This is a genomic window from Jiangella alkaliphila, assembly GCF_900105925.1.
Taxonomy (GTDB): domain Bacteria; phylum Actinomycetota; class Actinomycetes; order Jiangellales; family Jiangellaceae; genus Jiangella; species Jiangella alkaliphila.
On record NZ_LT629791.1, the window covers coordinates 3,678,554 to 3,699,040 of the forward strand.

Below are 20,487 nucleotides of genomic sequence, written 5' to 3' on the forward strand. Positions count from 1 at the left end.
GCCTGCCAGCCGGTGACGACGGCGATCCGCGCGATCGCGGCACTTGGGCCGGTCGGCGGTCAGCGGCCCCATCCGGGAACCGCGGCCGGCGCCGAGGATGACCCCTCTCATGGCGCCGCGCCGAACGTCCGCGCGAACAGCTCGACGTCCGCCGGGTCGAAGGGGTCGCATCGCTCGGGGTGCCACATCAGCCCGGTCAGCGGCGCCGACACGTGCCGGACGGACTCCGCGACGCGGCCGTGCCGGGCGAGGACGGCGAACGCCGGCGGCGGGTCGAGGACGGCCCAGTGGTGATAGCTGTTGACCAGCCGGCCGCCGTCGCCGTCCAGCCGGTGCCAGGTCGCGACATGGCCCTCGACGCGGCGCAGCTCGGCGCCGTACGTGTGCGCCATCATCAGCATTCCCCGGCACACCCCGATCAGCGGCTGCTCCCGTGCGACGGCCCGTTCGAGGAGGTGTCGCTCGAGCAGGTCCCGGGCCGGGCCTGGCCCTCCGTACGCGTGGAGGTCGTCGCCACCGGTCAGGACGACGCCCGCGCAGCCGGCGCGGTCCATCGTCTGTTCGGCCAGCTCGGGGTCCAGTGGCAGCGGGACGCCCACGAGCCCGCAGGTGGCGAGGAACGCCGGCCACCGCACGTCGAGGGCGAGGCGGACCTCAGGTTCAAGCGAGTTCGATCAGCGTATTGGTGACGATCGCCTGTCCTGAGACGCCGATGCTGGAAATGACCACATCACCCGGGCCGATCTTTTCGAGTTTCGCCAATAAGGTCGGGAAGCCGACTCGGTGGAGGTGTCAGGGCTCGTGTTCCCGACCATTTGCGGTCACCCTCTTGGCTGTGGGCCTCCCACCTAACCAGCGCCGATGACTCGGGGCCAAGGGATGATCTACGGCGATGGCGGCCTCAGGGTTCGACGGCGATTTCCGCCAGCACTCCGAAATGATCGCTCACCGGGGGGTCGGTCAGGACGACCTGGCAACTGAGCACCCGGGCCACCGTGCCCCGGTGGTTCAGCCGGGAGCCCACGAGGATGTAGTCGATGCGGCGGGCATGCGACGGCTGCCCGATGAGCAGGTCGACGAGCGGCGCCGCCAGCGGGTTGCCGGCGGTCCACGTGTGGCCCGGCCCGCCGTCGCCGGCGACGGCCCACGCGTCGCTGTAGTACACGCTGGTCCCGTCGACGACTGCCCGGCCGGTCAGGTACCGCAGACTGTCGGCGTCGGGCGTGGCGTCGAAGTCGCCCGCGATGATCGACGGAGCGCCGGCGCGCAGCTTCGCCTCGAACTCGGCGATCGCCTGTGCCTGCTGCACCCGCATCGCTTCCCCGTCGAGCTCCCACGACGGCTTGACCACCATGACGAGGATGTCGAGCCCGTTCGGCAAGGCGATGGTCGCGGCGAGGGCGGACCTGATGCCGCCTTCGTGCGCGCCCTGCGGCAGTGCGAGGGCGTCGACTCGGGTGGGTCTCCAGCGGGAGGCCAGCGCAACGCCATGGATCCTGTCAGCCGGAGCCGTCTCCGGTGACTCGAACTGGTGCGCCAGGTGGAAGCCGGTCCCGGAGAAGAGCATGGCGAGCTGATCCTCGGCGTGTGTGCGCACGACCTCCTGCAGCGCGACCACGTCGGGTCGCAGCGCCAGGATTCCCTCGCGCAAGCGATACTGCCGGTCCGGCTCGCCGTCGAGGTTCCACACGTTGCAGGTCAGGACGCGCAGCACGATTGCATCCGCCATGACGACGACGATAGCAGTGGTATCGGTCACTGCAACACTGGTTTCTCTTTGTGAACCACAGCCGGAAATCAGCTGAAGCCGACGCGCGAGCTGCCGACGTGTGGCACACTCTCGGTCGACAGACTATGAGTAGCAAGTCCAGGGTGGGTTTGCGCGGTGCGCCAACGATGCGATCCGCCCTCACCCCGTTCGGCGGGCCTGCGACGCACGTGATCGCCCCTTTCGGCTGCGACCCCGGCCGGCCGACCCGTCTGCCCACCATGTCGTGCGAGCGAGGTGACCTGACATGGCCGACCCTGCCTGCGAACCTGATGTCGATCGATTCGAGACCCACCCGCCGGCCAACCCGATGTCCGTCGAGCTGACCGTGCTGCACCGCCGCGTGTGGTGGCAGCCCGACGACGAGCTCCAGCCCGAGGCGTGGGAGGTCACGGCCGACGTCTCCGCGCTGGACGTCTGCCCGCCCGGCGTCCGCCACGTCGCCGAGCTGTCCGTCACCGTCGCCGACCTGCGCCGCGGCCGGGTGCCACTGGACGCCGTCCTGCTGGGCGCGTGGGCGCCCGGCTTCCTCGCCGCGGCGGCGGCCGGCGACGGCGGCGCGCTCCCGCCCGACCTGGAGGAGTGGGTGAGCGACGGCCCGCCGCGGGTGGTCGTCGTCCGCCGGTACGAGCTGATGCCCGTGTGGCGCGGCCACGGGCTCGGCCCGGTGCTGCTGGCCGGCGCGCTCGCGGCGTTCCTGCCGGTGGCCCGGCTCGCCGCGTTCCGGGTGACGGGGCTGGAGGCGACGCCCCCGGGTCCGCCCGGTGTCACCGGTCTCGGCCGCGTCGCCCGTGAGCGGGTGGCCGAGCGGCTGCAGGCGCGGCGGACCGCCGTGCTGGAGCGGCTCGGGTTCCGGCCCTGGGATGGCGTGCACGTCGCCGACGTGCGGGCGGCCGAGCTTGCCGACGCCCGGCACGGCGCGCTCGACGCCTGGCAACGACTGGACTGGCGTTGACGCCGCCCGCGGTCAGGTCGTCAGCGGGTAGACGCGAAGGCGTCGACGCCGGTGAGGGAGGCCGAGAGCGCCCACAGGCGGGCCGCCTGGTCCGGGTCGACGGCGTAGTCCTTGACGCCGGTGGCGTCGGCGCCCTCGCCGGACGCGGGGCCGGCGACGTCGCAGTCCTCGAGGTAGAGGCCGCCCAGCCCGGCCAGCTGCGGCGACGTCGCGGCGAAGACCTGCGTCGCGGCGCCCTGCTCCGGCGTCTTGAAGGTGTCGAGCAGCCCGTTGCCGTCCTCGTCGATCCAGCCGAACCCGACCATCTCCTCCTTCGGCAGGTGCCGCTGCAGCGGCGTCAGAATGCCGCCCGGGTGCAGCGCGAACGCCCGCACGCCTGCGTCCTGCCCGAGCGCGTCCAGGTGCACGGCGAACAGCACGTTCGCGGTCTTCGCCTGGCCGTAGGCGACCCACTTGTCGTAGCCGGTCTCGAACTGGACGTCGTCCCAGCGGACGGGGGAGCGGTGGTGGCCGCGGGAGGAGACGGACACGACGCGGGCGCCGTCGCCGCCGGCCAGGGCGGGCCAGAGCCGGTTGACCAGCGCGAAGTGCCCGAGGTGGTTGGTCGCGAACTGCGCCTCCCAGCCCGGCCCGACGCGCGTCTCGGGGCAGGCCATGATGCCGGCGCTGTCGATCATCAGGTCGACGCCGCGGCCGGAGGCGAGGAACCGCTCGGCGAAGCCGTGGACACTATCGAGGTCGCCCAGGTCCAGCTCGTCCACCTCGACGCCGTCCACGCCGGCCAGCGCCTCGACGGCCCGGTCCGGCCGCCGCGCCGGGACGACGACGTGCGCGCCGGCGGTGGCGAGGGCGCGGGTGGTCTCCAGGCCGATGCCGGAGTAGCCGCCCGTCACGATCCCGAGCCGGCCGGTGAGATCGACGCCGGCCAGGACCTCGGTGGCGGTGGACTTGGCGCCGAACCCGGTGCCGATCGGGTGTTGCTGAAGCATCGTCATGGCATCGACGCTACGAGTTCGAGTGCGCTCGAAGTCAAGGTGCCGGGACAGCCGCCCGGACAGGCGGCCCGCCGCGCGTCACGTCCCGGTCAGCAGGTCCCCTGGGTCGGTCTCGAGGGCCGCGGCCAGGAGATAGAGGTTGTCCAGCGTGAGGTTGCGGGCGCCGCGCTCGACCCCGCCGGAGAACTTGCCGCGATAGCCCATGCGGGCGTCCAATTGCCGCTGCGTCAGTCCGAGCGCCCCGCGGCGGGCGCGCGCCGTCTCGCCGAAGGCCATCAGGAACTCGGCCTTGCGAGCCTTGACGTCGTCGTGTGCGGGCATCCCCTCACCGTCGGGGCATGATGATCGTTTCGTCGACAGACTATGGAGAGCACCCTCGCGTCAGAGCAGATCGCGGGCGGTCACTCCCAGCGCACGGGCGAGCCGATGGATGTTCAGCAGTGCCACGTTGCGCTCGCCGCGCTCGATCGAGCCGACGTAGGTGCGGTGGAGGTTGGCGCGATCGGCGAGGTCCTCCTGACTGAGGCCCAGCTCACGACGGAGCTCCCGGACGCGAGTGCCGAACGCGCTGAGGGCGCGACGCTCATCGTCGGGAGGCTGGGGCACCCGTCTACGCTGCGGGTCGCCCCCGTCAAGATCTACAGACTATGAGTAGCATGCGCGAGTTCGCCGACTGGGACCGAGGGCACTAATCCGGCACAGCGGGCAGAACGGGAAGCGGGTGATCGGGCAGCAGATCGCTGGCCGGCCGCCCCAACGCCCCTGCCAGCAGGTGCACGACGAAGATCGACGGGGTACGCTCGGCGCGCTCGAGCATCCCGACGTACGAGCGATCCAGCCCGGCGGCGATGGCCAGCGCCTCCTGGCTCAACTCCGGCTCGGCGGCGTCGCGCAGTTGCTGCAGCCGGGCGGCGAACGCCTCACGCAGGCCGCGGGCGTACTCCTCGGTCGTGGACACTCGTCCACGGTCGGGTGCTGGGCACTATGGGTCGACAGACTATGGATGGCATTCTTCGGCTGTCAGTGCCGGGTGGCAAGGTGGACTCATGGTCACGCGTGCGCAGGTACTCGCCTACCGGGCCGCGGTCAGCGGGCTGTCCGGGACGGGATCCGTGCTGCTCACCGGCGTCCAGGACCATCCGACGGGCGCCACGGCGCGGCTCGCGACGGCGTTGCGCGGCGCCGCGGACGGCGACGCCGTACTGGTGCATTCGGTGCGGGCCGCCACGCATCTGCACCGATCGGGTGATCTCGGGCTGCTGGCCGCCGCCCTACGCGTCGACGACGGCGCGGAGCTGGCCCAGCAGGCGATCGGCCGGTTCGGCGCCGAGATCGGGTCCGGCTTCGGCGCGGCCGTCGACGAGGTCGCCGCCGTCATGCGCGACGTCATGGCCGGCGGGGTCGCGCGCACCAAGGGCGAGCTGTCCGGCGCCGTCTCGCCCCGCGTCGATGCTCGGCTGGCGCCGTGGTGTCAGGGCTGCGGGGTGCACCACGTGCAGGACGCGCTGTTCCGGTACGCGACGCTGCAGACTGGGCTCGTCATCGAGGTCGAGTCGCCGAAGGTGTTCCGCTTCCGCGCCTCAGGTGGTGGCGGGGCCGGTGCGGACGACGTCGACGCGGCGCGGGCCGAGCTCGTCCGCCGGTTCGTCCACGCCGCCGGGCCCGTGCGGCCGACGCACCTGGCCACGTGGCTGTCCCTCGCGCCGGCCGCGGCGAAGCGCTGGTGGGCGCTGGCCGAGCCCGACCTCACCGACGTCGAGGCCGACGGCCGCCGCGGCTCGATCCTCGCGGCCGACGCGCCGTCGTTCGACGATCCGCCGGCGCCCGACGAGCTGCGGCTGCTCGGCTCGTACGATCCGCTCACCGAGCTGGCCGACCGCGAGTTGCTGGTGCCCGACCCCGCGGCACGTCGCCAGGTCTGGGCGGCGACGGCCAACCCCGGCATCGTCCTGTGGGACGGCGAGATCGCCGGCACCTGGCGCCGGCGCACCGGCCGCGGCCGCCTCACCCTCACCGCCACCGCGTTCGACGGCCTGCCGCCCGCCTGGGCCGACCACGAGTCCGTCCGCGCCGACGCCGACGTCATCGGGCGGTTCTTCGGCGTCGAAGAGGTCGAGGTCGCGACGGCAGGCTGAAGCGGACACGCCGGAGCGGCCGGTGCGGGGAACGTGGCGGCGGGGTGGTTCGTCGTGCACAATGGATCCGTCGCAGGTTTCGCCTGGGCGGAACGAGGTCGCAGGGGAAGGCGTCCCTCGAACCGCAGGAGGATCCGGTGACGACTCGTGGCGTTCTGTACGTTCACGCCGCTACGTCGGCTTTGTGCCCACACATTGAGTGGGCAGTGGCCGGCGCTCTTGGTGTGCGCGTGAAGCTGGACTGGAGCGCGCAGCCGGCCGCACCCGGGATGTACCGCGCCGAGCTGTCCTGGCAGGGTGCCTCCGGCACCGGGGCCAAGATCGCGTCGGCGCTGCGCGGGTGGATGCACCTGCGCTTCGAGGTGACCGAGGAGCCGAGCCTCGGCTGCGAGGGCGCGCGCTACTCCTACACCCCGGAGCTCGGCGTCTTCCACGCGGTGACCGGCGTCCACGGCGACATCATGATCCCCGAGGACCGCATCAAGGCCGCCGTCGTGAAGGCGTCTCTGGGTGAGGTCGACCTCGAGGAGGAGCTGCGCCGGCTGCTCGGCGCGCCGTGGGACGAGGAGCTCGAGCCGTTCCGCTATGCGGGCGACGGAGCGCCGGTCCGGTGGCTTCACCAGGTCGTCTGAGCGGGTCGGCGAGCGGCGGCAAATTCATCCTCGACAGGGCCTTCACAAGACGCCAAGTCCTCGGTATGGTCACGGACAAGTAACACACCTCAAGACGTGGCCGCTCCGGCTCCGGTGGTTGTCCCCGGCCCGGTGACCGGGAAATACAGCGGCCTCACCACGTAGCAGCGCCCCGGACCCACGCGGTCCGGGGCGCTCCGTCGTGCAGGGGCAGGAGAGACGAACTCCCGCCCCACCAGACGGCCCTGGCGAGGCGGGAGCTCGGGTCCTGCGAGGCGACGCTACAACGGGATGTTGCCGTGCGCGCCGCGCCGGTCGGGGGCGTCGGCGATGGCGCGGGCGAGCGCCGAGCGGGTCTGCTCGGGCGTGATGACCTCGTCGACGACGCCGAGCTCGATGGCGCGGTCGAGACCGCCGGCGATGCGGGCGTGCTCGTCGGCCAGTTCGGCCTCGACCTGCGGGCGGACGTCGGGGGCCACCTCGGCCAGTTTGCGCCGGTGCAGGATCCGGACGGCGGCGACGGCGCCCATGACGGCGACCTCGGCGGTCGGCCAGGCGAAGACCCGCGTCGCGCCCAGGGCGCGCGAGTTCATCGCGATGTACGCGCCGCCGTAGACCTTGCGGGTCACCAGCGTCACCCTCGGCACGGTCGCCTCGGCGAACGCGTGCAGCAGCTTCGCGCCACGCCGGACGACGCCGTCCCACTCCTGGCCGACGCCGGGGAGGTAGCCGGGGACGTCCACGACGACCAGCAGCGGCACGCCGAACGCGTCGCACATGCGGACGAACCGGGCGGCCTTCTCGGCCGACGTGGAGTCGAGGCAGCCGCCGAGGCGCAGCGGGTTGTTCGCGATGACGCCGACGGTGCGGCCGCCGAACCGGCCCAGCGTGGTGGTGATGTTCGGCGCCCAGCGCTGGTGCAGCTCAATACCGGTGGCGTCGTCGAGCAGGTCGTCGACGATCGGGTGGACGTCGTAGGCGCGCTTGGCCGACTCCGGGAAGTGCACGCCGAGGTCGCGGTCGGCAACGGCGGCAACGTCCAGCGAACCCTGCGAACCGAGCAGCGCGCCCAGGGCCCGCGCCCGGTCCAGCGCCTCCCGCTCGGTGGTCGCGACGACATGGACGACGCCGGAACGGCGGCCGTGCGGCTCCGGGCCGCCCAGCCGCAGCATGTCGACGTCCTCGCCGGTGACCGAGCGGACCACCTCGGGGCCGGTCACGAAGACCCGGCCCTCGGGGCCCATGATCACGATGTCGGTGAGCGCCGGGCCGTATGCGGCGCCGCCGGCGGCCGGGCCGAGCACGACCGACAGCTGCGCGATCCTGCCCGACGCGCGGGTCATGACCGCGAAGATCTCGCCGACGGCGTGCAGCGAGAGCACGCCCTCGGGCAGCCGGGCACCGCCGGAGTGCCACAGGCCGATGATCGGGACGCCGTCGGCCAGCGCCCGCTCGTACGCGTCGACGACCACCCGGCAGCCGTCCGCGCCCATGGCGCCGCCCATGACCGTGGCGTCGGAGCAGAACGCGACGGCCGGCGTCCCGTGCATCGTGCCGACGGCGGCGAGCATGCCGCTGAGGTCGTCGGTGCTGATCAGCTCGATGGAGCCCTCGTCGAACAGGGCGGCGAGCCGGTGCTTGGGGTTGCGCGGGTCCTCGTCCCGCCGCGGCTTCGCACCCGGCGCGGACGATGCCGGACGATCGGCCAGGGCGGTCATCAGGCCCTCCTGAAGGCCAGGACGACGTTGTGCCCGCCGAACCCGAACGAGTCGTTCAGCGCGGCCAGCGGACCGTCGTCGAGCTTCCGCGGGGTGGTGCGGACGATGTCGAGGTTGATGTCGTCGTCGACGTCGTCGACGTTCGCCGTGGGCGGGACCAGGCCGTGGTACAGCGTCAGCACCGTGGCCAGCGACTCGACGGCGCCGGCGCCGCCGAGCAGGTGCCCGATCATCGACTTCGGCGCCGTGACCGGAATGGACGGCGTCCGGTCGCCGAAGACCGTGTTGAGGGCCACCGACTCGGCGATGTCGCCGGTCGGGGTCGACGTGGCGTGGCAGTTGACGTGCGCGATGTCGTCGGGGGTCAGCCCGGCGTCGGTCAGCGCCTTGCGCATCGCCGTGACGACGCCGCGGCCGGACGGCTCCGGCTGCGCGATGTGGTGGGCGTCGGCACTCATGCCGGCGCCGGCCAGCTCGGCGTAGATCTTCGCGCCGCGCGCCTCGGCGTGCTCGGCGGACTCGAGCACCATCAGCGCGCCGCCCTCGCCGAGCACGAACCCGTCGCGGTTCTTGTCGAACGGACGGCTGACGACGGCCGGGTCGTCGTCGCGCTTGGACAGCGCCATCATGTTCGCGAACGCGGCGATCGGCAGCGGCGAGATGACCGCTTCGGTGCCACCGGCGACGACGACGTCGGCCCGGCCGGCCCGGATCATGTCCAGCGCGTACGCGAGCGCCTCGGCGCCGGACGAGCACGCGCTCACCGGGGTGTGCGCGCCGGCCTGCGCCTGCAGTTCGATGCTGACGTTCGCGGACGGGCTGTTCGGCATCAGCATGGGGATCGCCAGCGGCGACACCCGGCGCGGCCCGGACTCGCGCAGCTGGTCGTAGTTGGACAGCAGCGTCGTGAGCCCGCCGATGCCGGAGGCGCAGACCACGCCGACGCGGTCCGGGTCGAGCCCGGCCTCGCTCGACCGGCCGGAGAAACCGGCGTCGGCCCACGCCTGCCGGGCGCAGATGATGGCGAACTGGGCCGAGCGGTCCAGCCGCCGGGCCTCGACGCGGGGGAGGACCTCGGAGGGGTCGACGGCGGCCGGCGCACCGATCTGCACCGGCAGGTCGGCGACCCACTCCTGAGTCAGCTTGCGTACGCCGGAACGACCGGCGAGCAGGGACTCCCAGGTCGACGCCACGTCGCCTCCGACGGGCGTGGTGGCGCCGAGCCCGGTGACGACGACTCGTGCCTGGGAACGCGACATGCGGTTACGACCCTGCCTTCTCGATGAACGTGACGGCGTCGCCGACGGTGGCCAGGTTCTTGACCTCCTCGTCGGGGATCTTGACGCCGAACTTCTCCTCGGCGGCCACGACCACCTCGACCATCGACAGCGAGTCGATGTCGAGGTCGTCGGTGAAGGACTTGGCGAGCTGCACGTCCTCGGCGGGAACGCCGGTGATCTCATTGACGATCTCGGCAAGACCCTCGCGGATCTCCTCGGTGCTGACCATGGCTGTCGTTCTCCTCGTTGGGTTGTGTGATGCTCTCGTGACCGAACGTGGTCGGTGACGATCGTAGGTGCCCACACGCCGTCGGATGGGCTTGTGGCGGTACGTCAGGGGATCCGGATCACCTGGCCGGCGTACACCAGCCCGGCGCCGAAGCCGATGATCAGGGCGAGGTCGCCGCTCTGCGCCTCGCCCGTCTCGAGCATCCGCTCGATGGCCAGCGGGATGGACGCCGCCGAGGTGTTGCCCTGGGTGGCGATGTCCCGCGCGACGGCGACCCGCTCGGGCAGCTTGAGCTGGCGCGACATCGCGTCGGTGATGCGCATGTTGGCCTGGTGCGGCACGAACACGTCGAGGTCGTCGACGGTGACGCCGGCGGCGTCGAGCGCCTCCTGGGCCACCTTCGCCATCTCGTAGGACGCCCACCGGAAGACCGCGTTGCCCTGCATGACCAGGTGCGGCATGGCCGGCCCGGTCTCGTTGAACAGGGCGTCGCGCCAGTGCTCCTTCTGCCTGATGTGGTCGAGGTGCTGGCCGTCGGAGCCCCAGACGACGGGGCCGATGCCGGCCTCGGCGGGCCGGGTGGCGGGGCCTACGACGGCCGCGCCGGCGCCGTCGGCGAACAGGAACGCCGTCGACCGGTCGGTCTTGTCGGTGAGGTCGGAGAGCCGCTCGACGCCGATGACGACGACGTGGCCGGCGGTGCCCACGCGCACCATGTCCGACGCCAGCGACAGGCCGTAGCAGAACCCGGCGCACGCGGCGGAGACGTCGAACGCGGCGGCCTTGTTCGTGCCCAGCTCATAGGCGATCTGGGCGGCCGCGGACGGCGTCTGGTAGAGGTGCGTGACGGTCGAGACGATGACGCAGTCGACCTGTTCGGGCTGGACGCCGGCGTCGGCCAGCGCCTTCCGGGCGGCGGCCAGGCTCATCGAGATGACGGTCTCGTCGTCACTGGCCCAGCGGCGGCTCTCGATGCCCGAGCGGGTGCGGATCCACTCGTCGGAGGAGTCGATCTTCTCGATGATCTCCGCATTGGTGACGACCCGGCTGGGCCGGTAGCCACCGATGCCGAGGATGCGCGACGACCGCGGCTGCCGCTCCGCCTGGATCGTGACACCGCTCATACTCACGCCACCGCCTCGGGATGCAGCCGGACCAGCGGCTGACCGGGAGCGACCGGGTCGCCGTCCTCGACCAGCCACTCGATGATGGTGCCGCCGTGCCCCGCCGTGACCTCGACGGTGTCGCGCAGCGAGCTGACGGCGCCGACGGCGTCGCCGGCCGCCAGCAGGTCGCCGGCCTTGGCGCCGCCGGAGGCGAACGTGCCCTTGACCGGCGCGACGACCAGGCGCCACGTCGGGTTGGTGGCCAGCGGGTTCGACTGGCTGCCGTGCTTCTCGACGAACGCGCGGGCGGCGTCGAGCTGGTCAGGCGTCTTCAGCGCGAACGTCTCGACGCCGGGCAGCGCGCGCTTGGCCAGGCCGGTCAGCGTGCCGGCCGGCGGCACCTCCAGCAGGCCGGTGACGCCGAGGTCGGCCATCGACTGCATGCACAGGTCCCAGCGGACCGGGTTCGACACCTGGTCGACCAGCCGGTCGAGCACCTGGCGGCCGTCGTGCACGACCTGGCCGTCGCGGTTGGACAGCAGCAGCGTGCGCGGGTCGTGGGTGCTGATCGACTGCGAGTAGTGCCGCAGCCGCTTGACCGCCGTCGCCATGTGCGTCGTGTGGAACGCCCCGGCGACGGAGAGCGCGCGCAGCCGGGCGCCCTGCGGCGGGTCGCCGGCCAGCGCCTCGAGCTGGGCGACGGTGCCGGCGGCCACGACCTGGCCGGCGCCGTTGACGTTGGCGGGGGTGAGGCCGTGCCGCGCAAGCGTGGCCAGGACGTCGTCCGGGTCGCCGCCGAGGACGGCGGTCATGCCGGTGGACTCCTTGGCGGCCGCGTCGGCCATGCCCTTGCCGCGCTCGCGGACGAACACCATGGCCTGCTCGGCGGTGATGACGCGGGCGCCGGCCGCGGCGGTGATCTCGCCGACGCTGTGCCCGGCCGCCGCGCCCACCGTCGTGAAGCCGTCGGCGGGGTGCGGGAACAGCGCGAGCGCGGCGACCAGACCGGACGCCACCAGCAGCGGCTGGGCGATCGCGGTGTCGCGGATCGTGTCCGCGTCGGCCTCGGTTCCGTAGTGGGCGAGGTCGAGCCCGGCGACGGCGGACAGCCAGTCGATGCGGGCGGCGAACGACGGCTCCTCCAGCCACGGCTGGAGGAAGCCGGGCGTCTGGGATCCCTGACCGGGAGCGACGATCACAAGCACCCTTTTAGCCTCGCGGCTACCCGGGCGTAGAAGGGGTCGGCCACAGGCACAAGGTCGTCCGACTAACTTTGGGGGTTTCCCACAACGTTCACTGGATCGTCACTCGATGGCCGGCGGGTTCATCCGGCCGAGGGACAGCGCGAGCCGCAGCGTGTAGGAGTCGCGCGGGTCGGTCGGCGTCAGGCCGACGACGTCGGAGACCCGCCGCAGCCGGTACCGGACCGTGTTCGGGTGGACGAACAGCAGCCGGGCCGCGGCCTCGACGGACGCCCCGGTCTCGAGGTAGGCGGCCAGCGTTTCGAGGATGACCGGGCCGGCCTCGGCGATCGGCACGTAGAGCTCGGCGATCAGCTCGTGCAGCGCCTCCTGGTCGCCGGCCAGCGCCCGCTCGGGCAGCAGCGACCCGGCCGCGACGGGACGGGGCGCGTCGGGCCAGCCGGCCGCCGCCAGCAGCCCGGTGACCGCGGGCCGGGCCGACGTCGCCGCCGACACCAGGTCCGGGACCAGCGGGCCGACGACGACCGGGCCGGGGCCGAAGTGGGTGACGATGGCCGTCGCCGCCTGCACCGGGTCCTCGACCCGGCCGAGCACGGCGACCAGCCGGTCGCCCTGCCCGCCGGTGAGCACGTCGTACCCGGCGTGCCGGGCCGAGCGCCGGATCTCGTCGGCCGACGTGCCGTCGTCGGGCCGCGGCCGGCCGATGATGACGGCGACGCCGCTGGCGGCGGTCCACCCCAGCGCGGACGCCCGCGACCGGACGTCCTCGTCGACCTCGCCGCGCAGCAGCGAGTCGACGACGGTCGCCTCCAGCCGGGCGTCCCACGAGCCGCGCGCCTCGGCGTAGCGGGCGTAGACGTGCGCGGCGGAGAACGCGACCTCGCGCGAGTAGCGCAGCACGCCCTCGGTGACGTCGCGTACATCGTCGGGCCCGACGACGTCCTCGACGCTCTCCTCGACCACCTCGATCGCGACCCGGACCACCTCGACGGTCTGCTGCAGGCTGATCGAGCGGATGAGGTCACGCGGCGCGGTGCCGAACACGTCGGCCGTCGGCGTGGGCCGGGACTCGTCGGCGTTGCGGTACCAGTCGACGAACGCGGCGATGCCGGCCTGGATCACCAGGCCCACCCAGGACCGCTGTTCCGCCGGCATCGCGCGATACCACGTGAGCGTCTCTTCCATGCGGGCGATCGCCGCCGTCGCGAGCCGTCCGGTCGCGCGCTCCAGCAGGTGCACGGTGCGGTCGTGCCGGCTGGTGCCGAAGGCGCCGGGCAGCTCGGAGTCGGGGGTTGGCCGCATGCTCGGCAGCGTACGCGGCCGGTGCCGTCAGACGGTGGACCAGGGCGCTGGTCGTTGTGGTGACCGGACAATCCGGGCCGCTACGGCGTGGTCCGCCGCCGGGTGCCGGTTCGGACGGCACTAGGCTGCGGCCCATGTCGACACCCACATCGCCCGGCGAGGGCGCGCCCACCGACGTCCTCGGCCGCGCGCTGCGGTTGGTGAGTTTCGCCATGCTCGCCGGTGTCGTGGTCATCGCGACGGTGGCCGTCTTCACGGTCGGCGACGAGGCCGGGACGAGCACCGACGCGTTCGGCCAGCTCCTGGTGAGCGTGGTCTTCGTGGCCGCCGCGATCTTCGTCCCGCGGCGCATGGTCCGGCCGTGGCCGGCCACCGCCGAGCCCGACGAGGTCAAGGCGGCCGGGCAGCTGCGCGGCGCGGCGTTCCTGAGCCTGGTGTTCGCCGAGCTGCCGACGCTGATCGGGCTGGTCAACTCGTTCGCCCGCGGGGTGTGGCTGCCGGTGGCGATCGGCGCACTGTTCAGCGTCGCCGGGCTGCTGCTGACGGCGCCGACGGCGGACCGCATGCGCGAGTGGCTGGCCCGGCTGGAGTCGGCGGGCGCCCGCACCGGCCTGTAGATGACGTCGGTGCGGGTCAGGCGGGCGGGGGAGCGGTTCGTCACGCCTGGCGAAGGCGTGGTGTCGCGGCACTCGTTCTCGTTCGGGCCGCACTACGACCCGGGCAACGTCGGCTTCGGCCTGCTCGTGGTGGCCAACGACGACGTCGCCGAGCCGCGCGGCGGGTACCCGGTGCACCCGCACCGCGACGTCGAGATCGTCACCTGGGTGCTGGCCGGCGCGCTGAGGCACGAGGACACCGCCGGCCACGGCGGCGAGCTGGTGGCCGGTGTCGTCCAGCGGATGAGCGCCGGTCGCGGCGTCCGCCACTCCGAACTGGCCACCGGCGCCGGCGCACGGTTCGTCCAGATGTGGGTGCCGCCCGGCGCGTCGGGCGGCGACCCGTCCTACGGCCAGGCCGACGTGACGGCCGGCCTCGCCGATGGCGGGCTGGTTCCGGTGGTCAGCGGGCTGCGGCGGCACGCGGGCGCCGTCGCCGTCGGGCTCGGGCAGCCGGCCGCCGCGTTGCACGTGGGCCGGCTGCGGCCCGGCGACGTGGTGACGTTGCCGTCCGCGCCGTTCGTGCACGTCTACGTCGCGCGCGGCGCCGTCGACGTCGAGACCGCGGGCGCGCTGGGCGACGGTGACGCCGTCCGCCTCACCGACGAGGGCGGCCGGACGGTGACCGCCCGCGGCGACGCCGAGCTGCTCGTCTGGGAGATGCACGCCGCCGCTGGTCAGGGTGGTGTGCGAGCCGCTTTGCAATGAGCACGAATACGCACCGGTGCGTATAGGTGCTCATTGCAAAAGCGGCCGTCAGGACTCACGGCCGGGACGCCGGGCGTCACGGCACGAACGTGCCTGCGACGCACTCGCCGATCGTCACCTCCGGCAGGCCGTCCCAGCACTCGCGCAGCAGGGCGTCGCCGGTGAGCGTTCCGCCCGGCGGTCCCTGCGGGCCCTGCGGGCCTGGCACGCCCTGTGGCCCGGGCGCGCCCTGGGGCCCCGGCTCGCCCTGGACACCCTGCGGACCCGGCACGCCCTGCGGGCCCGCGGCGCCGGGCGGCCCGGCCGGTCCCTGCCGGTTCCAGCTCAGCGGGTCCTCGGTACGCCGGCAGTCGTCCGGTTCGTCGACGATGCGTACGTCGCCGGCGCCCAGGCCGAGCAGGCCCCGGCTGACGCACGCGTGGATCACGTCGTCGGAGGTGGTCGCGGCCACGACCGCGACCGTGCCGCCGGTCGCGATCACCCCGGTCGTCGCGATCACGGCGAGCATCCGGTGGCGGTTCACGAGACCCGCACCAGACCGTCGGCGACGATCGTCACGACCTCGAGGAGGACCCCGCTGGAGTCGCCGGCGTCGACGAAGGTGAGCTCGCTGGGCCAGGCGTTGACGTACTGGACCTGGGCGAACGGGGCGCCGGCCAGGTCGAACAGCGTGAGCGTGACGTCCTTGCGGGCGTCGGGGGCGCCGTCGAGCAGCAGCCGCTGCCACTCGACGAGCGTGTCGTCGTCGGTCACCGCACGGGTGCACACGAGGTCGTGGTCGCGGCTGTGGCCGGGCACCTTGCGCGTCACGACCTGGCCGTCCGGGCCGGGCACCCGCGTCTCGACGACCTCGGTCGCCGTGCCGATGCCGACGCACTGGTGCATGCTCAGGCTGATGCCGTCGATGGCGAGCCCGTAGCTGACGACCTCCTGGGCGGTCTCCGCGGCCTGGGCCGCCTGGGTGGACTGGGCGACGCTGGGTGTTGACGTGCTGAGGACCGCTGCCGTCGCCGCGGCGACAGTGGCCCAGACGACTGGTGTCTTCTTGCGCATGACGAACCCCTCCGGATGCCCCGTCGCCCTTCGCGACGGATGGCACACCCAGCAAAGCGGGTCGATCTTGTCAAGGGAACGCGTTCAGCACACTCGGTGCGGCCCCTGGCGCTCTGCTACGACTCGCCGCCGGCCTCCTCGGCGGTGGTGGCGTTGACGTCGTCGAGTTGGTAGCGCTCGTGGGCCTGCTTGACGGTCTCCCACGGGAGCTCGTTGCGGCGGGCCAGCAGCGTCAGCACGCTGAGCACGATGGACTGGGCATCGACCTTGAAGTGCCGGCGCAGCGCCGCCCGGGTGTCGGACAGCCCGAAGCCGTCGGTGCCCAGCGAGGTGTAGTCGGTGGGGACGTACGGCGCGATCTGGTCCTGCACCGCGCGCAGGTAGTCGCTGACGCCGACGACCGGGCCGTGGGCCTCGCGCAGCCGTGCGGTGACGTACGGGACGCGGGCGTCCTCGCCGGGGTGCATGAGGTTCCACTCGTCGGCGGCGAGGGCGTCGCGGCGCAGCTCGTTCCACGACGTGACCGACCAGACGTCGGCCGCGACCTGCCACTCCTCGGCCAGCCGCTGCTGCGCCTCGAGCGCCCAGTTCATGCCGACGCCCGACGCGAGGATCTGCGCGTGCGGGACGTCGTCGCCGGGCGCGGTCTCCATGGGGTGGTAGAGGTACATGCCCTTGAGCAGGCCCGCGACGTCGAGGTTCTCGGGCTCGGCCGGCTGGACGTACGGCTCGTTGTAGATCGTCAGGTAGTAGTAGATGTTCTCGGACCCTTCGCCGTACATGCGGCGCAGGCCGTCCTTGATGATGTGCCCGATCTCGAACGCGTACGCGGGGTCGTAGTGCACGACCGCCGGGTTCGTCGAGGCCAGCAGCACCGAGTGGCCGTCCTCGTGCTGCAGGCCCTCGCCGTTCAGCGTGGTGCGCCCGGCCGTGGCGCCGAGGACGAAGCCGCGGGCCAGCTGGTCGGCCGCCGCCCAGAAGCCGTCGCCGGTGCGCTGGAAGCCGAACATCGAGTAGAAGATGTAGAGCGGGATCATCGGCTCGCCGTGCGTGGCGTACGACGTCGCCGCCGCCGTCCACGACGCCACCGAGCCGGCCTCGTTGATGCCCTCGTGCAGGATCTGCCCGTCCTTGGCCTCCTTGTAGGACAGGAACAGCTCGCGGTCGACGGGCGTGTAGTTCTGCCCGTGCGGCGAGTAGATCTTCAGCGTCGGGAACAGCGAGTCCATGCCGAACGTGCGGGCCTCGTCGGGGATGACGGGGACCAGCCGGCGGCCGATCTCGGGGTCCTTGAGCAGGTCCTTGAGCAGGCGTACCAGCGCCATCGTGGTGGCCACCGGCTGCTTGCCGGATCCGCGCCGGGCCACCTCGTAGACCTTGTCGCCGGGCAGCACCAGCGGCTTCGCGGTGGTGCGGCGGTCGGGCAGGAACCCGCCGAGCTTCTGCCGCCGCTCCATCATGTAGGCGTGCTCGTCGGAGTCCTGGCCGGGGTGGAAGTACGGCGGCGCGTAGACGTCCTCGAGCGCGGAGTCGGGGATCTCCATGAACAGGCGGTCGCGGAAGAGCTTGAGGTCGTCGCCGGTCAGCTTCTTCATCTGGTGCGTGGCGTTGCGGGCCTCGAAGTGCGAGCCCAGCGTCCAGCCCTTGATCGTCTTCGCGAGGATGACGGTCGGCTGGCCGGTGTGCTCGGTGGCCGCCTTGTACGCCGCGAACAGCTTGCGGTAGTCGTGCCCGCCGCGCTTGAGCCCCCAGATCTCGTCGTCGGACATGTCCTCGACCATCTTGCGGGTGCGGGGGTCGCGGCCGAAGAAGTGCTCGCGGACGTACGCGCCGGACTCGGCCTTGTACGTCTGGTAGTCGCCGTCAGGCGTGACGTTCATGAGGTTGACCAGCGCGCCGTCGGTGTCGGCGGCCAGCAGCGGGTCCCACTCGCGGCCCCAGATGACCTTGATGACGTTCCAGCCGGCGCCGCGGAACAGCGCCTCCATCTCCTGGATGATCTTGCCGTTGCCGCGCACCGGGCCGTCGAGGCGCTGCAGGTTGCAGTTGACCACGAACGTCAGGTTGTCGAGCTCTTCGCGGGCGGCCACGCCGATGGCGCCGATGGTCTCGGGCTCGTCCATCTCGCCGTCGCCGAGGAACGCCCACACGTGCTGCTGGCTGGTGTCCTTGATGCCGCGGTGGTTCAGATAGCGATTGAACCGGGCCTGGTAGATGGCGTTCAGCGGGCCCAGGCCCATGGACACCGTCGGGAACTCCCAGAAGTCGGGCATCAGCCGCGGGTGCGGGTACGACGGCAGCCCGCCGCCCAGGCCCGCGTGCGAGATCTCCTGCCGGAAGCCGTCGAGCTGGCTCTCGGTGAGCCGGCCCTCGAGGTAGGCGCGGGCGTACATGCCGGGGGAGGCGTGCCCCTGGAAGTAGATCTGGTCGCCGCCGCCGGCGTGGTCCTTGCCGCGGAAGAAGTGGTTGAACCCGACCTCGTAGAGCGCCGCCGACGACGCGTACGTGGAGATGTGCCCGCCGACGCCGACCCCGGGCCGCTGGGCACGTTGCACCATCATCGCCGCATTCCACCGGGTGTAGGCCCGGATGCGCCGTTCGACGAACTCGTCGCCCGGGAACCAGGGCTCGGCCTCGGGCGGGATGGTGTTGATGTAGTCGGTGTTGCGCAGGCTCGGGACACCCACCTGCCGCTCCTGGGCGCGCTGCAGCAGCGCCAGCATCAGGTAGCGCGCGCGATGGCGTCCGCGCTGGTCGATGGCGGCATCGAGCGACTCGAGCCACTCCCGCGTCTCGTCGGCGTCGATGTCCGGGAGCTGGCTCGGAAGGCCGTTGATGATGATCGGCGAGCGGTCGGCAGCCACGACTGTCCCTTCGTGGTCTCGGAGGACGCCGATGTGAGCGTCGAGTGAGTTCGGGTTCTGTGTTTCCTATCCTGCTCGCTCGGCGGCCGTACGTCACATTCGGACCCGCCGACGTCTTTCCAAGCGCGCTGAGCAGGGGCACCATAGGCCCGTTCGGGCGAGCGTGTCAGGCTTGGTCTGGCGGGTTCACTTGCGCAAGTGCGCGTCCTTGGGTGGACTACAGCAAACGCGGAACGCAGGGGGCGGGCCGCGACGACTGCGAGGAGGACGATCGGTGGGCCAGATCGCGGGCCACTCGGACCAGAACGACGGGCCGGCGGCCAAGCTCGGCTTCCGTCCCAACCAGGTGGTCTTGGAGCTCGGCTGGGACGAGGACTGCGATGACGATCTGCGTATCGACATCGAGGAAGTCACCGGCAACGAGCTGCTCGACGGCGACTCCGGTGACGTCGCCGACGTGGTGCTGCAGTGGTGGCGTGACGACGACGGCGATCTCACCGACGCGCTGATCGGCGCCACGACCGACCTCGCTCCCGGTGGCGTGGTCTGGCTGCTCACCCCGAAGGTGGGCCGCGCCGGCGCCGTCGAGGCCAGCGACATCGCCGACGCCGCGCTGACCGCCGGCCTGTCCACCACGTCCACCGTGTCGGCGGCCGAGGACTGGTCCGGCACCAAGCTGGTCGCACCCAAGGGGTCGGCGCGCAAGTGAGCCTGGTCGGTGCCCCGGCACCGGACTTCGAACTGCCGGACCAGCACGGTTCGGCAGTCCGGCTCTCCTCCCTGCGCGGCCGGCCGGTCGTCCTGGCGTTCTTCCCGTGGGCGTTCACGAACGTGTGCACGGGCGAGCTGACCGCGATCCGCGACGCGCTGATCCCCGCGGTCGGCGACTCCGCGCACGTCGTGGCCGTCTCGTGCGACTCGATGTTCGCGCTGCGTGTGTTCGCCGACGCCAACGGCCTGGAATTCCCGCTGTTGTCCGACTTCTGGCCACATGGGGCGGTTGCCACGTCGTACGGTGTCTTCGATCACGACCGCGGCTGTGCCGTTCGAGGTACCGTCGTAGTGGACGCAGGGGGGACCGTCCGCTGGGACGTCGTCAACGCGCTTCCCGACGCCAGGGACGTCGACGACTACCGGCGCGTGCTGAGCTCGCTCGGCGCGGCCTGACGGTCCGGGCACCTCCGCGTTCGCCGGTCCAGAACGACAGGTCCAGAACGACAGCAGGAAGGGAGCTCGCTCGTGCCGTGCTACCGCTGTGGCGCCCGCCAGTCCGACCCTGCCCGGGGGACGAACCTGTGGGTGCGCGGGGTCCGGGCCGATGAGCAGGTGCTGATCTGCCCCGACTGCCAGCAGACCAAGGGCTGGTCCACCGACCTCGACCACTGCTCGGTCTGTGGCGCCACCACGCTCGTGCGCCGCCTCGGCCACACCGTCTGCCGCTCCTGCGAGGCGTCGGCCACCGCCGAGTTCCTCGCCGTCGAGACGACGATGGACCGCGGCTTCGCCATCCGCATGCCCGGCCCCGGCCGGCACCGCCGCACCGACAGCCGCGACCTCTCCGCCGACGTCGCCAGCGCCATCGACCGCGTCCTCGGCCGAGCGCCGGCCCGGCCCACGCAGTCGGCCATCGCCGACGCCCTCGCCGCGCCCGGCGTGAACACCCAGGAACAGGAGAAGGTGCCGCCAGAAGGCGCCGCCTGACACCGATTTCGGCGACCCCCCGGTCGCCCGATACCCTGACCCTTCGCACGTCGACGGGGCGCATAGCTCAGCGGTAGAGCACTGGTCTTACAAACCAGGGGTCGTAGGTTCGAACCCTACTGCGCCCACCACACATCGTGATCCAGCGGGTGCTGGACTTCCTCGACCACGGGTGAACATCGC

The 20,487-nt window shown here is 72.3% G+C and carries 23 protein-coding genes and 1 tRNA gene; 9 read left to right on the plus strand and 15 right to left on the minus strand.

Annotated features, from left to right (window positions below; all coding sequences use genetic code 11):
• Window positions 1–107: 107 nt before the first annotated feature.
• Together BLV05_RS16760 and BLV05_RS16765 are read right to left on the minus strand one after the other, a co-directional pair.
• Window positions 108–635, minus strand: a complete 528-nt coding sequence (locus BLV05_RS16760; RefSeq protein WP_052762339.1) for a gamma-glutamyl-gamma-aminobutyrate hydrolase family protein — start codon at window positions 633–635, stop codon at window positions 108–110.
• Window positions 636–901: 266 nt separating this feature from the next.
• Window positions 902–1,729: an endonuclease/exonuclease/phosphatase family protein gene (locus BLV05_RS16765; RefSeq protein WP_046768123.1), complete on the minus strand. Its 828-nt coding sequence runs from the start codon at window positions 1,727–1,729 to the stop codon at window positions 902–904.
• Between the two features lie 286 nt (window positions 1,730–2,015).
• Here BLV05_RS16765 and BLV05_RS16770 point away from each other — a divergent pair, with 286 nt between their 5' ends.
• The gene (locus BLV05_RS16770; RefSeq protein ID WP_152690694.1) at window positions 2,016–2,723 is read left to right on the plus strand and encodes a hypothetical protein; all 708 of its coding nucleotides are present in this window, start codon (window positions 2,016–2,018) and stop codon (window positions 2,721–2,723) included.
• Window positions 2,724–2,743: 20 nt separating this feature from the next.
• On the opposite strand, the gene BLV05_RS16775 is transcribed toward BLV05_RS16770, so the two are convergent.
• From BLV05_RS16775 to BLV05_RS16790, 4 genes are all read right to left on the minus strand, one after another.
• Window positions 2,744–3,718, minus strand: a complete 975-nt coding sequence (locus tag BLV05_RS16775) for an SDR family NAD(P)-dependent oxidoreductase (protein WP_046768125.1) — start codon at window positions 3,716–3,718, stop codon at window positions 2,744–2,746.
• Window positions 3,719–3,796: 78 nt separating this feature from the next.
• Complete coding sequence (locus BLV05_RS16780; RefSeq protein ID WP_197683694.1) at window positions 3,797–4,039, minus strand: helix-turn-helix domain-containing protein; 243 nt, start codon at window positions 4,037–4,039, stop codon at window positions 3,797–3,799.
• Between the two features lie 60 nt (window positions 4,040–4,099).
• On the minus strand, window positions 4,100–4,324 hold the full coding sequence (locus BLV05_RS16785; protein ID WP_069110879.1) for a helix-turn-helix transcriptional regulator: 225 nt from the start codon (window positions 4,322–4,324) through the stop codon (window positions 4,100–4,102).
• Between the two features lie 82 nt (window positions 4,325–4,406).
• Window positions 4,407–4,676, minus strand: coding sequence for a helix-turn-helix domain-containing protein (locus tag BLV05_RS16790; protein ID WP_046768127.1), 270 nt, complete (start codon window positions 4,674–4,676; stop codon window positions 4,407–4,409).
• An 88-nt stretch (window positions 4,677–4,764) separates the two neighbouring features.
• On the opposite strand from BLV05_RS16790, the gene BLV05_RS16795 reads away from it, so the two are divergent.
• Both BLV05_RS16795 and BLV05_RS16800 read left to right on the plus strand, forming a co-directional pair.
• Window positions 4,765–5,853, plus strand: a complete 1,089-nt coding sequence (locus BLV05_RS16795) for a DNA glycosylase AlkZ-like family protein (protein WP_046768128.1) — start codon at window positions 4,765–4,767, stop codon at window positions 5,851–5,853.
• Between the two features lie 137 nt (window positions 5,854–5,990).
• Complete coding sequence (locus BLV05_RS16800; protein WP_046768129.1) at window positions 5,991–6,485, plus strand: DUF3145 domain-containing protein; 495 nt, start codon at window positions 5,991–5,993, stop codon at window positions 6,483–6,485.
• 281 nt (window positions 6,486–6,766) lie between these two features.
• On the opposite strand, the gene BLV05_RS16805 is transcribed toward BLV05_RS16800, so the two are convergent.
• The 6 genes from BLV05_RS16805 to BLV05_RS16830 all read right to left on the minus strand — a co-directional run bounded on the left by BLV05_RS16805 (window position 6,767) and on the right by BLV05_RS16830 (window position 13,322).
• Entirely contained in the window at window positions 6,767–8,203 is a 1,437-nt protein-coding gene (locus tag BLV05_RS16805; protein ID WP_046768130.1) for a carboxyl transferase domain-containing protein, read from the minus strand.
• Window positions 8,203–9,462: a beta-ketoacyl-ACP synthase II gene (fabF, locus tag BLV05_RS16810; RefSeq protein WP_083421330.1), complete on the minus strand. Its 1,260-nt coding sequence runs from the start codon at window positions 9,460–9,462 to the stop codon at window positions 8,203–8,205. The genes BLV05_RS16805 and fabF overlap by 1 nt, the downstream gene beginning before the upstream one ends.
• A gap of 4 nt (window positions 9,463–9,466) precedes the next feature.
• Window positions 9,467–9,712 carry an acyl carrier protein gene (locus BLV05_RS16815; protein ID WP_046768132.1) on the minus strand — a complete coding sequence of 82 codons (246 nt, stop codon included), beginning with the start codon at window positions 9,710–9,712 and terminating at the stop codon, window positions 9,467–9,469.
• A 104-nt stretch (window positions 9,713–9,816) separates the two neighbouring features.
• Complete coding sequence (locus tag BLV05_RS16820; RefSeq protein ID WP_046768133.1) at window positions 9,817–10,836, minus strand: beta-ketoacyl-ACP synthase III; 1,020 nt, start codon at window positions 10,834–10,836, stop codon at window positions 9,817–9,819.
• Between the two features lie 2 nt (window positions 10,837–10,838).
• Complete coding sequence (locus tag BLV05_RS16825; RefSeq protein WP_046768134.1) at window positions 10,839–12,023, minus strand: acyltransferase domain-containing protein; 1,185 nt, start codon at window positions 12,021–12,023, stop codon at window positions 10,839–10,841.
• Between the two features lie 99 nt (window positions 12,024–12,122).
• Window positions 12,123–13,322 carry a PucR family transcriptional regulator gene (locus BLV05_RS16830; protein ID WP_046768135.1) on the minus strand — a complete coding sequence of 400 codons (1,200 nt, stop codon included), beginning with the start codon at window positions 13,320–13,322 and terminating at the stop codon, window positions 12,123–12,125.
• Between the two features lie 134 nt (window positions 13,323–13,456).
• Between BLV05_RS16830 and BLV05_RS16835 the strand changes: the two genes are divergently transcribed.
• Window positions 13,457–13,939, plus strand: coding sequence for a hypothetical protein (locus tag BLV05_RS16835; protein WP_046768136.1), 483 nt, complete (start codon window positions 13,457–13,459; stop codon window positions 13,937–13,939).
• Window positions 13,940–14,686, plus strand: a complete 747-nt coding sequence (locus BLV05_RS16840) for a pirin family protein (protein WP_046768137.1) — start codon at window positions 13,940–13,942, stop codon at window positions 14,684–14,686.
• A gap of 76 nt (window positions 14,687–14,762) precedes the next feature.
• Here BLV05_RS16840 and BLV05_RS36590 read toward each other — a convergent pair whose 3' ends face one another.
• The 3 genes from BLV05_RS36590 to aceE form a co-directional block, all read right to left on the minus strand.
• Complete coding sequence (locus BLV05_RS36590; protein WP_046768138.1) at window positions 14,763–15,209, minus strand: hypothetical protein; 447 nt, start codon at window positions 15,207–15,209, stop codon at window positions 14,763–14,765.
• Complete coding sequence (locus BLV05_RS16850; RefSeq protein ID WP_046768139.1) at window positions 15,206–15,739, minus strand: phage tail protein; 534 nt, start codon at window positions 15,737–15,739, stop codon at window positions 15,206–15,208. Before BLV05_RS16850 ends, BLV05_RS36590 begins: the two co-directional genes overlap by 4 nt.
• Before the next feature lie 116 nt (window positions 15,740–15,855).
• Complete coding sequence (gene aceE, locus BLV05_RS16855; RefSeq protein ID WP_046768140.1) at window positions 15,856–18,603, minus strand: pyruvate dehydrogenase (acetyl-transferring), homodimeric type; 2,748 nt, start codon at window positions 18,601–18,603, stop codon at window positions 15,856–15,858.
• Window positions 18,604–18,877: 274 nt separating this feature from the next.
• Here aceE and BLV05_RS16860 point away from each other — a divergent pair, with 274 nt between their 5' ends.
• From BLV05_RS16860 to BLV05_RS16875, 4 genes are all read left to right on the plus strand, one after another.
• The gene (locus BLV05_RS16860; protein WP_046768141.1) at window positions 18,878–19,312 is read left to right on the plus strand and encodes a DUF3052 domain-containing protein; all 435 of its coding nucleotides are present in this window, start codon (window positions 18,878–18,880) and stop codon (window positions 19,310–19,312) included.
• A complete protein-coding gene (locus tag BLV05_RS16865; RefSeq protein ID WP_046768142.1) occupies window positions 19,309–19,770 on the plus strand; it encodes a peroxiredoxin in 462 nt (153 codons plus the stop codon). Before BLV05_RS16860 ends, BLV05_RS16865 begins: the two co-directional genes overlap by 4 nt.
• A gap of 72 nt (window positions 19,771–19,842) precedes the next feature.
• The gene (locus BLV05_RS16870) at window positions 19,843–20,304 is read left to right on the plus strand and encodes a hypothetical protein (RefSeq protein ID WP_152690695.1); all 462 of its coding nucleotides are present in this window, start codon (window positions 19,843–19,845) and stop codon (window positions 20,302–20,304) included.
• A 56-nt stretch (window positions 20,305–20,360) separates the two neighbouring features.
• A tRNA-Val gene (locus BLV05_RS16875) sits at window positions 20,361–20,435 on the plus strand.
• The last annotated feature ends 52 nt before the right edge of the window (window positions 20,436–20,487 follow it).

What these genes read in the sequence shown, in the direction of transcription:
- BLV05_RS16850 (WP_046768139.1), bottom strand. Translation starts at nt 15,739, where the DNA reads ATGCGCAAGAAGACACCAGTCGTCTGGGCCACTGTCGCCGCGGCGACG.
- BLV05_RS16770 (WP_152690694.1), top strand. Translation starts at nt 2,016, where the DNA reads ATGGCCGACCCTGCCTGCGAACCTGATGTCGATCGATTCGAGACCCAC.
- BLV05_RS16835 (WP_046768136.1), top strand. Translation starts at nt 13,457, where the DNA reads ATGTCGACACCCACATCGCCCGGCGAGGGCGCGCCCACCGACGTCCTC.
- BLV05_RS16815 (WP_046768132.1), bottom strand. Translation starts at nt 9,712, where the DNA reads ATGGTCAGCACCGAGGAGATCCGCGAGGGTCTTGCCGAGATCGTCAAT.
- BLV05_RS16795 (WP_046768128.1), top strand. Translation starts at nt 4,765, where the DNA reads ATGGTCACGCGTGCGCAGGTACTCGCCTACCGGGCCGCGGTCAGCGGG.
- BLV05_RS16840 (WP_046768137.1), top strand. Translation starts at nt 13,940, where the DNA reads ATGACGTCGGTGCGGGTCAGGCGGGCGGGGGAGCGGTTCGTCACGCCT.
- BLV05_RS16805 (WP_046768130.1), bottom strand. Translation starts at nt 8,203, where the DNA reads ATGACCGCCCTGGCCGATCGTCCGGCATCGTCCGCGCCGGGTGCGAAG.
- fabF (WP_083421330.1), bottom strand. Translation starts at nt 9,462, where the DNA reads ATGTCGCGTTCCCAGGCACGAGTCGTCGTCACCGGGCTCGGCGCCACC.
- BLV05_RS16775 (WP_046768125.1), bottom strand. Translation starts at nt 3,718, where the DNA reads ATGACGATGCTTCAGCAACACCCGATCGGCACCGGGTTCGGCGCCAAG.
- BLV05_RS16820 (WP_046768133.1), bottom strand. Translation starts at nt 10,836, where the DNA reads ATGAGCGGTGTCACGATCCAGGCGGAGCGGCAGCCGCGGTCGTCGCGC.
- BLV05_RS16830 (WP_046768135.1), bottom strand. Translation starts at nt 13,322, where the DNA reads ATGCGGCCAACCCCCGACTCCGAGCTGCCCGGCGCCTTCGGCACCAGC.
- BLV05_RS16780 (WP_197683694.1), bottom strand. Translation starts at nt 4,039, where the DNA reads ATGCCCGCACACGACGACGTCAAGGCTCGCAAGGCCGAGTTCCTGATG.
- BLV05_RS16765 (WP_046768123.1), bottom strand. Translation starts at nt 1,729, where the DNA reads ATGGCGGATGCAATCGTGCTGCGCGTCCTGACCTGCAACGTGTGGAAC.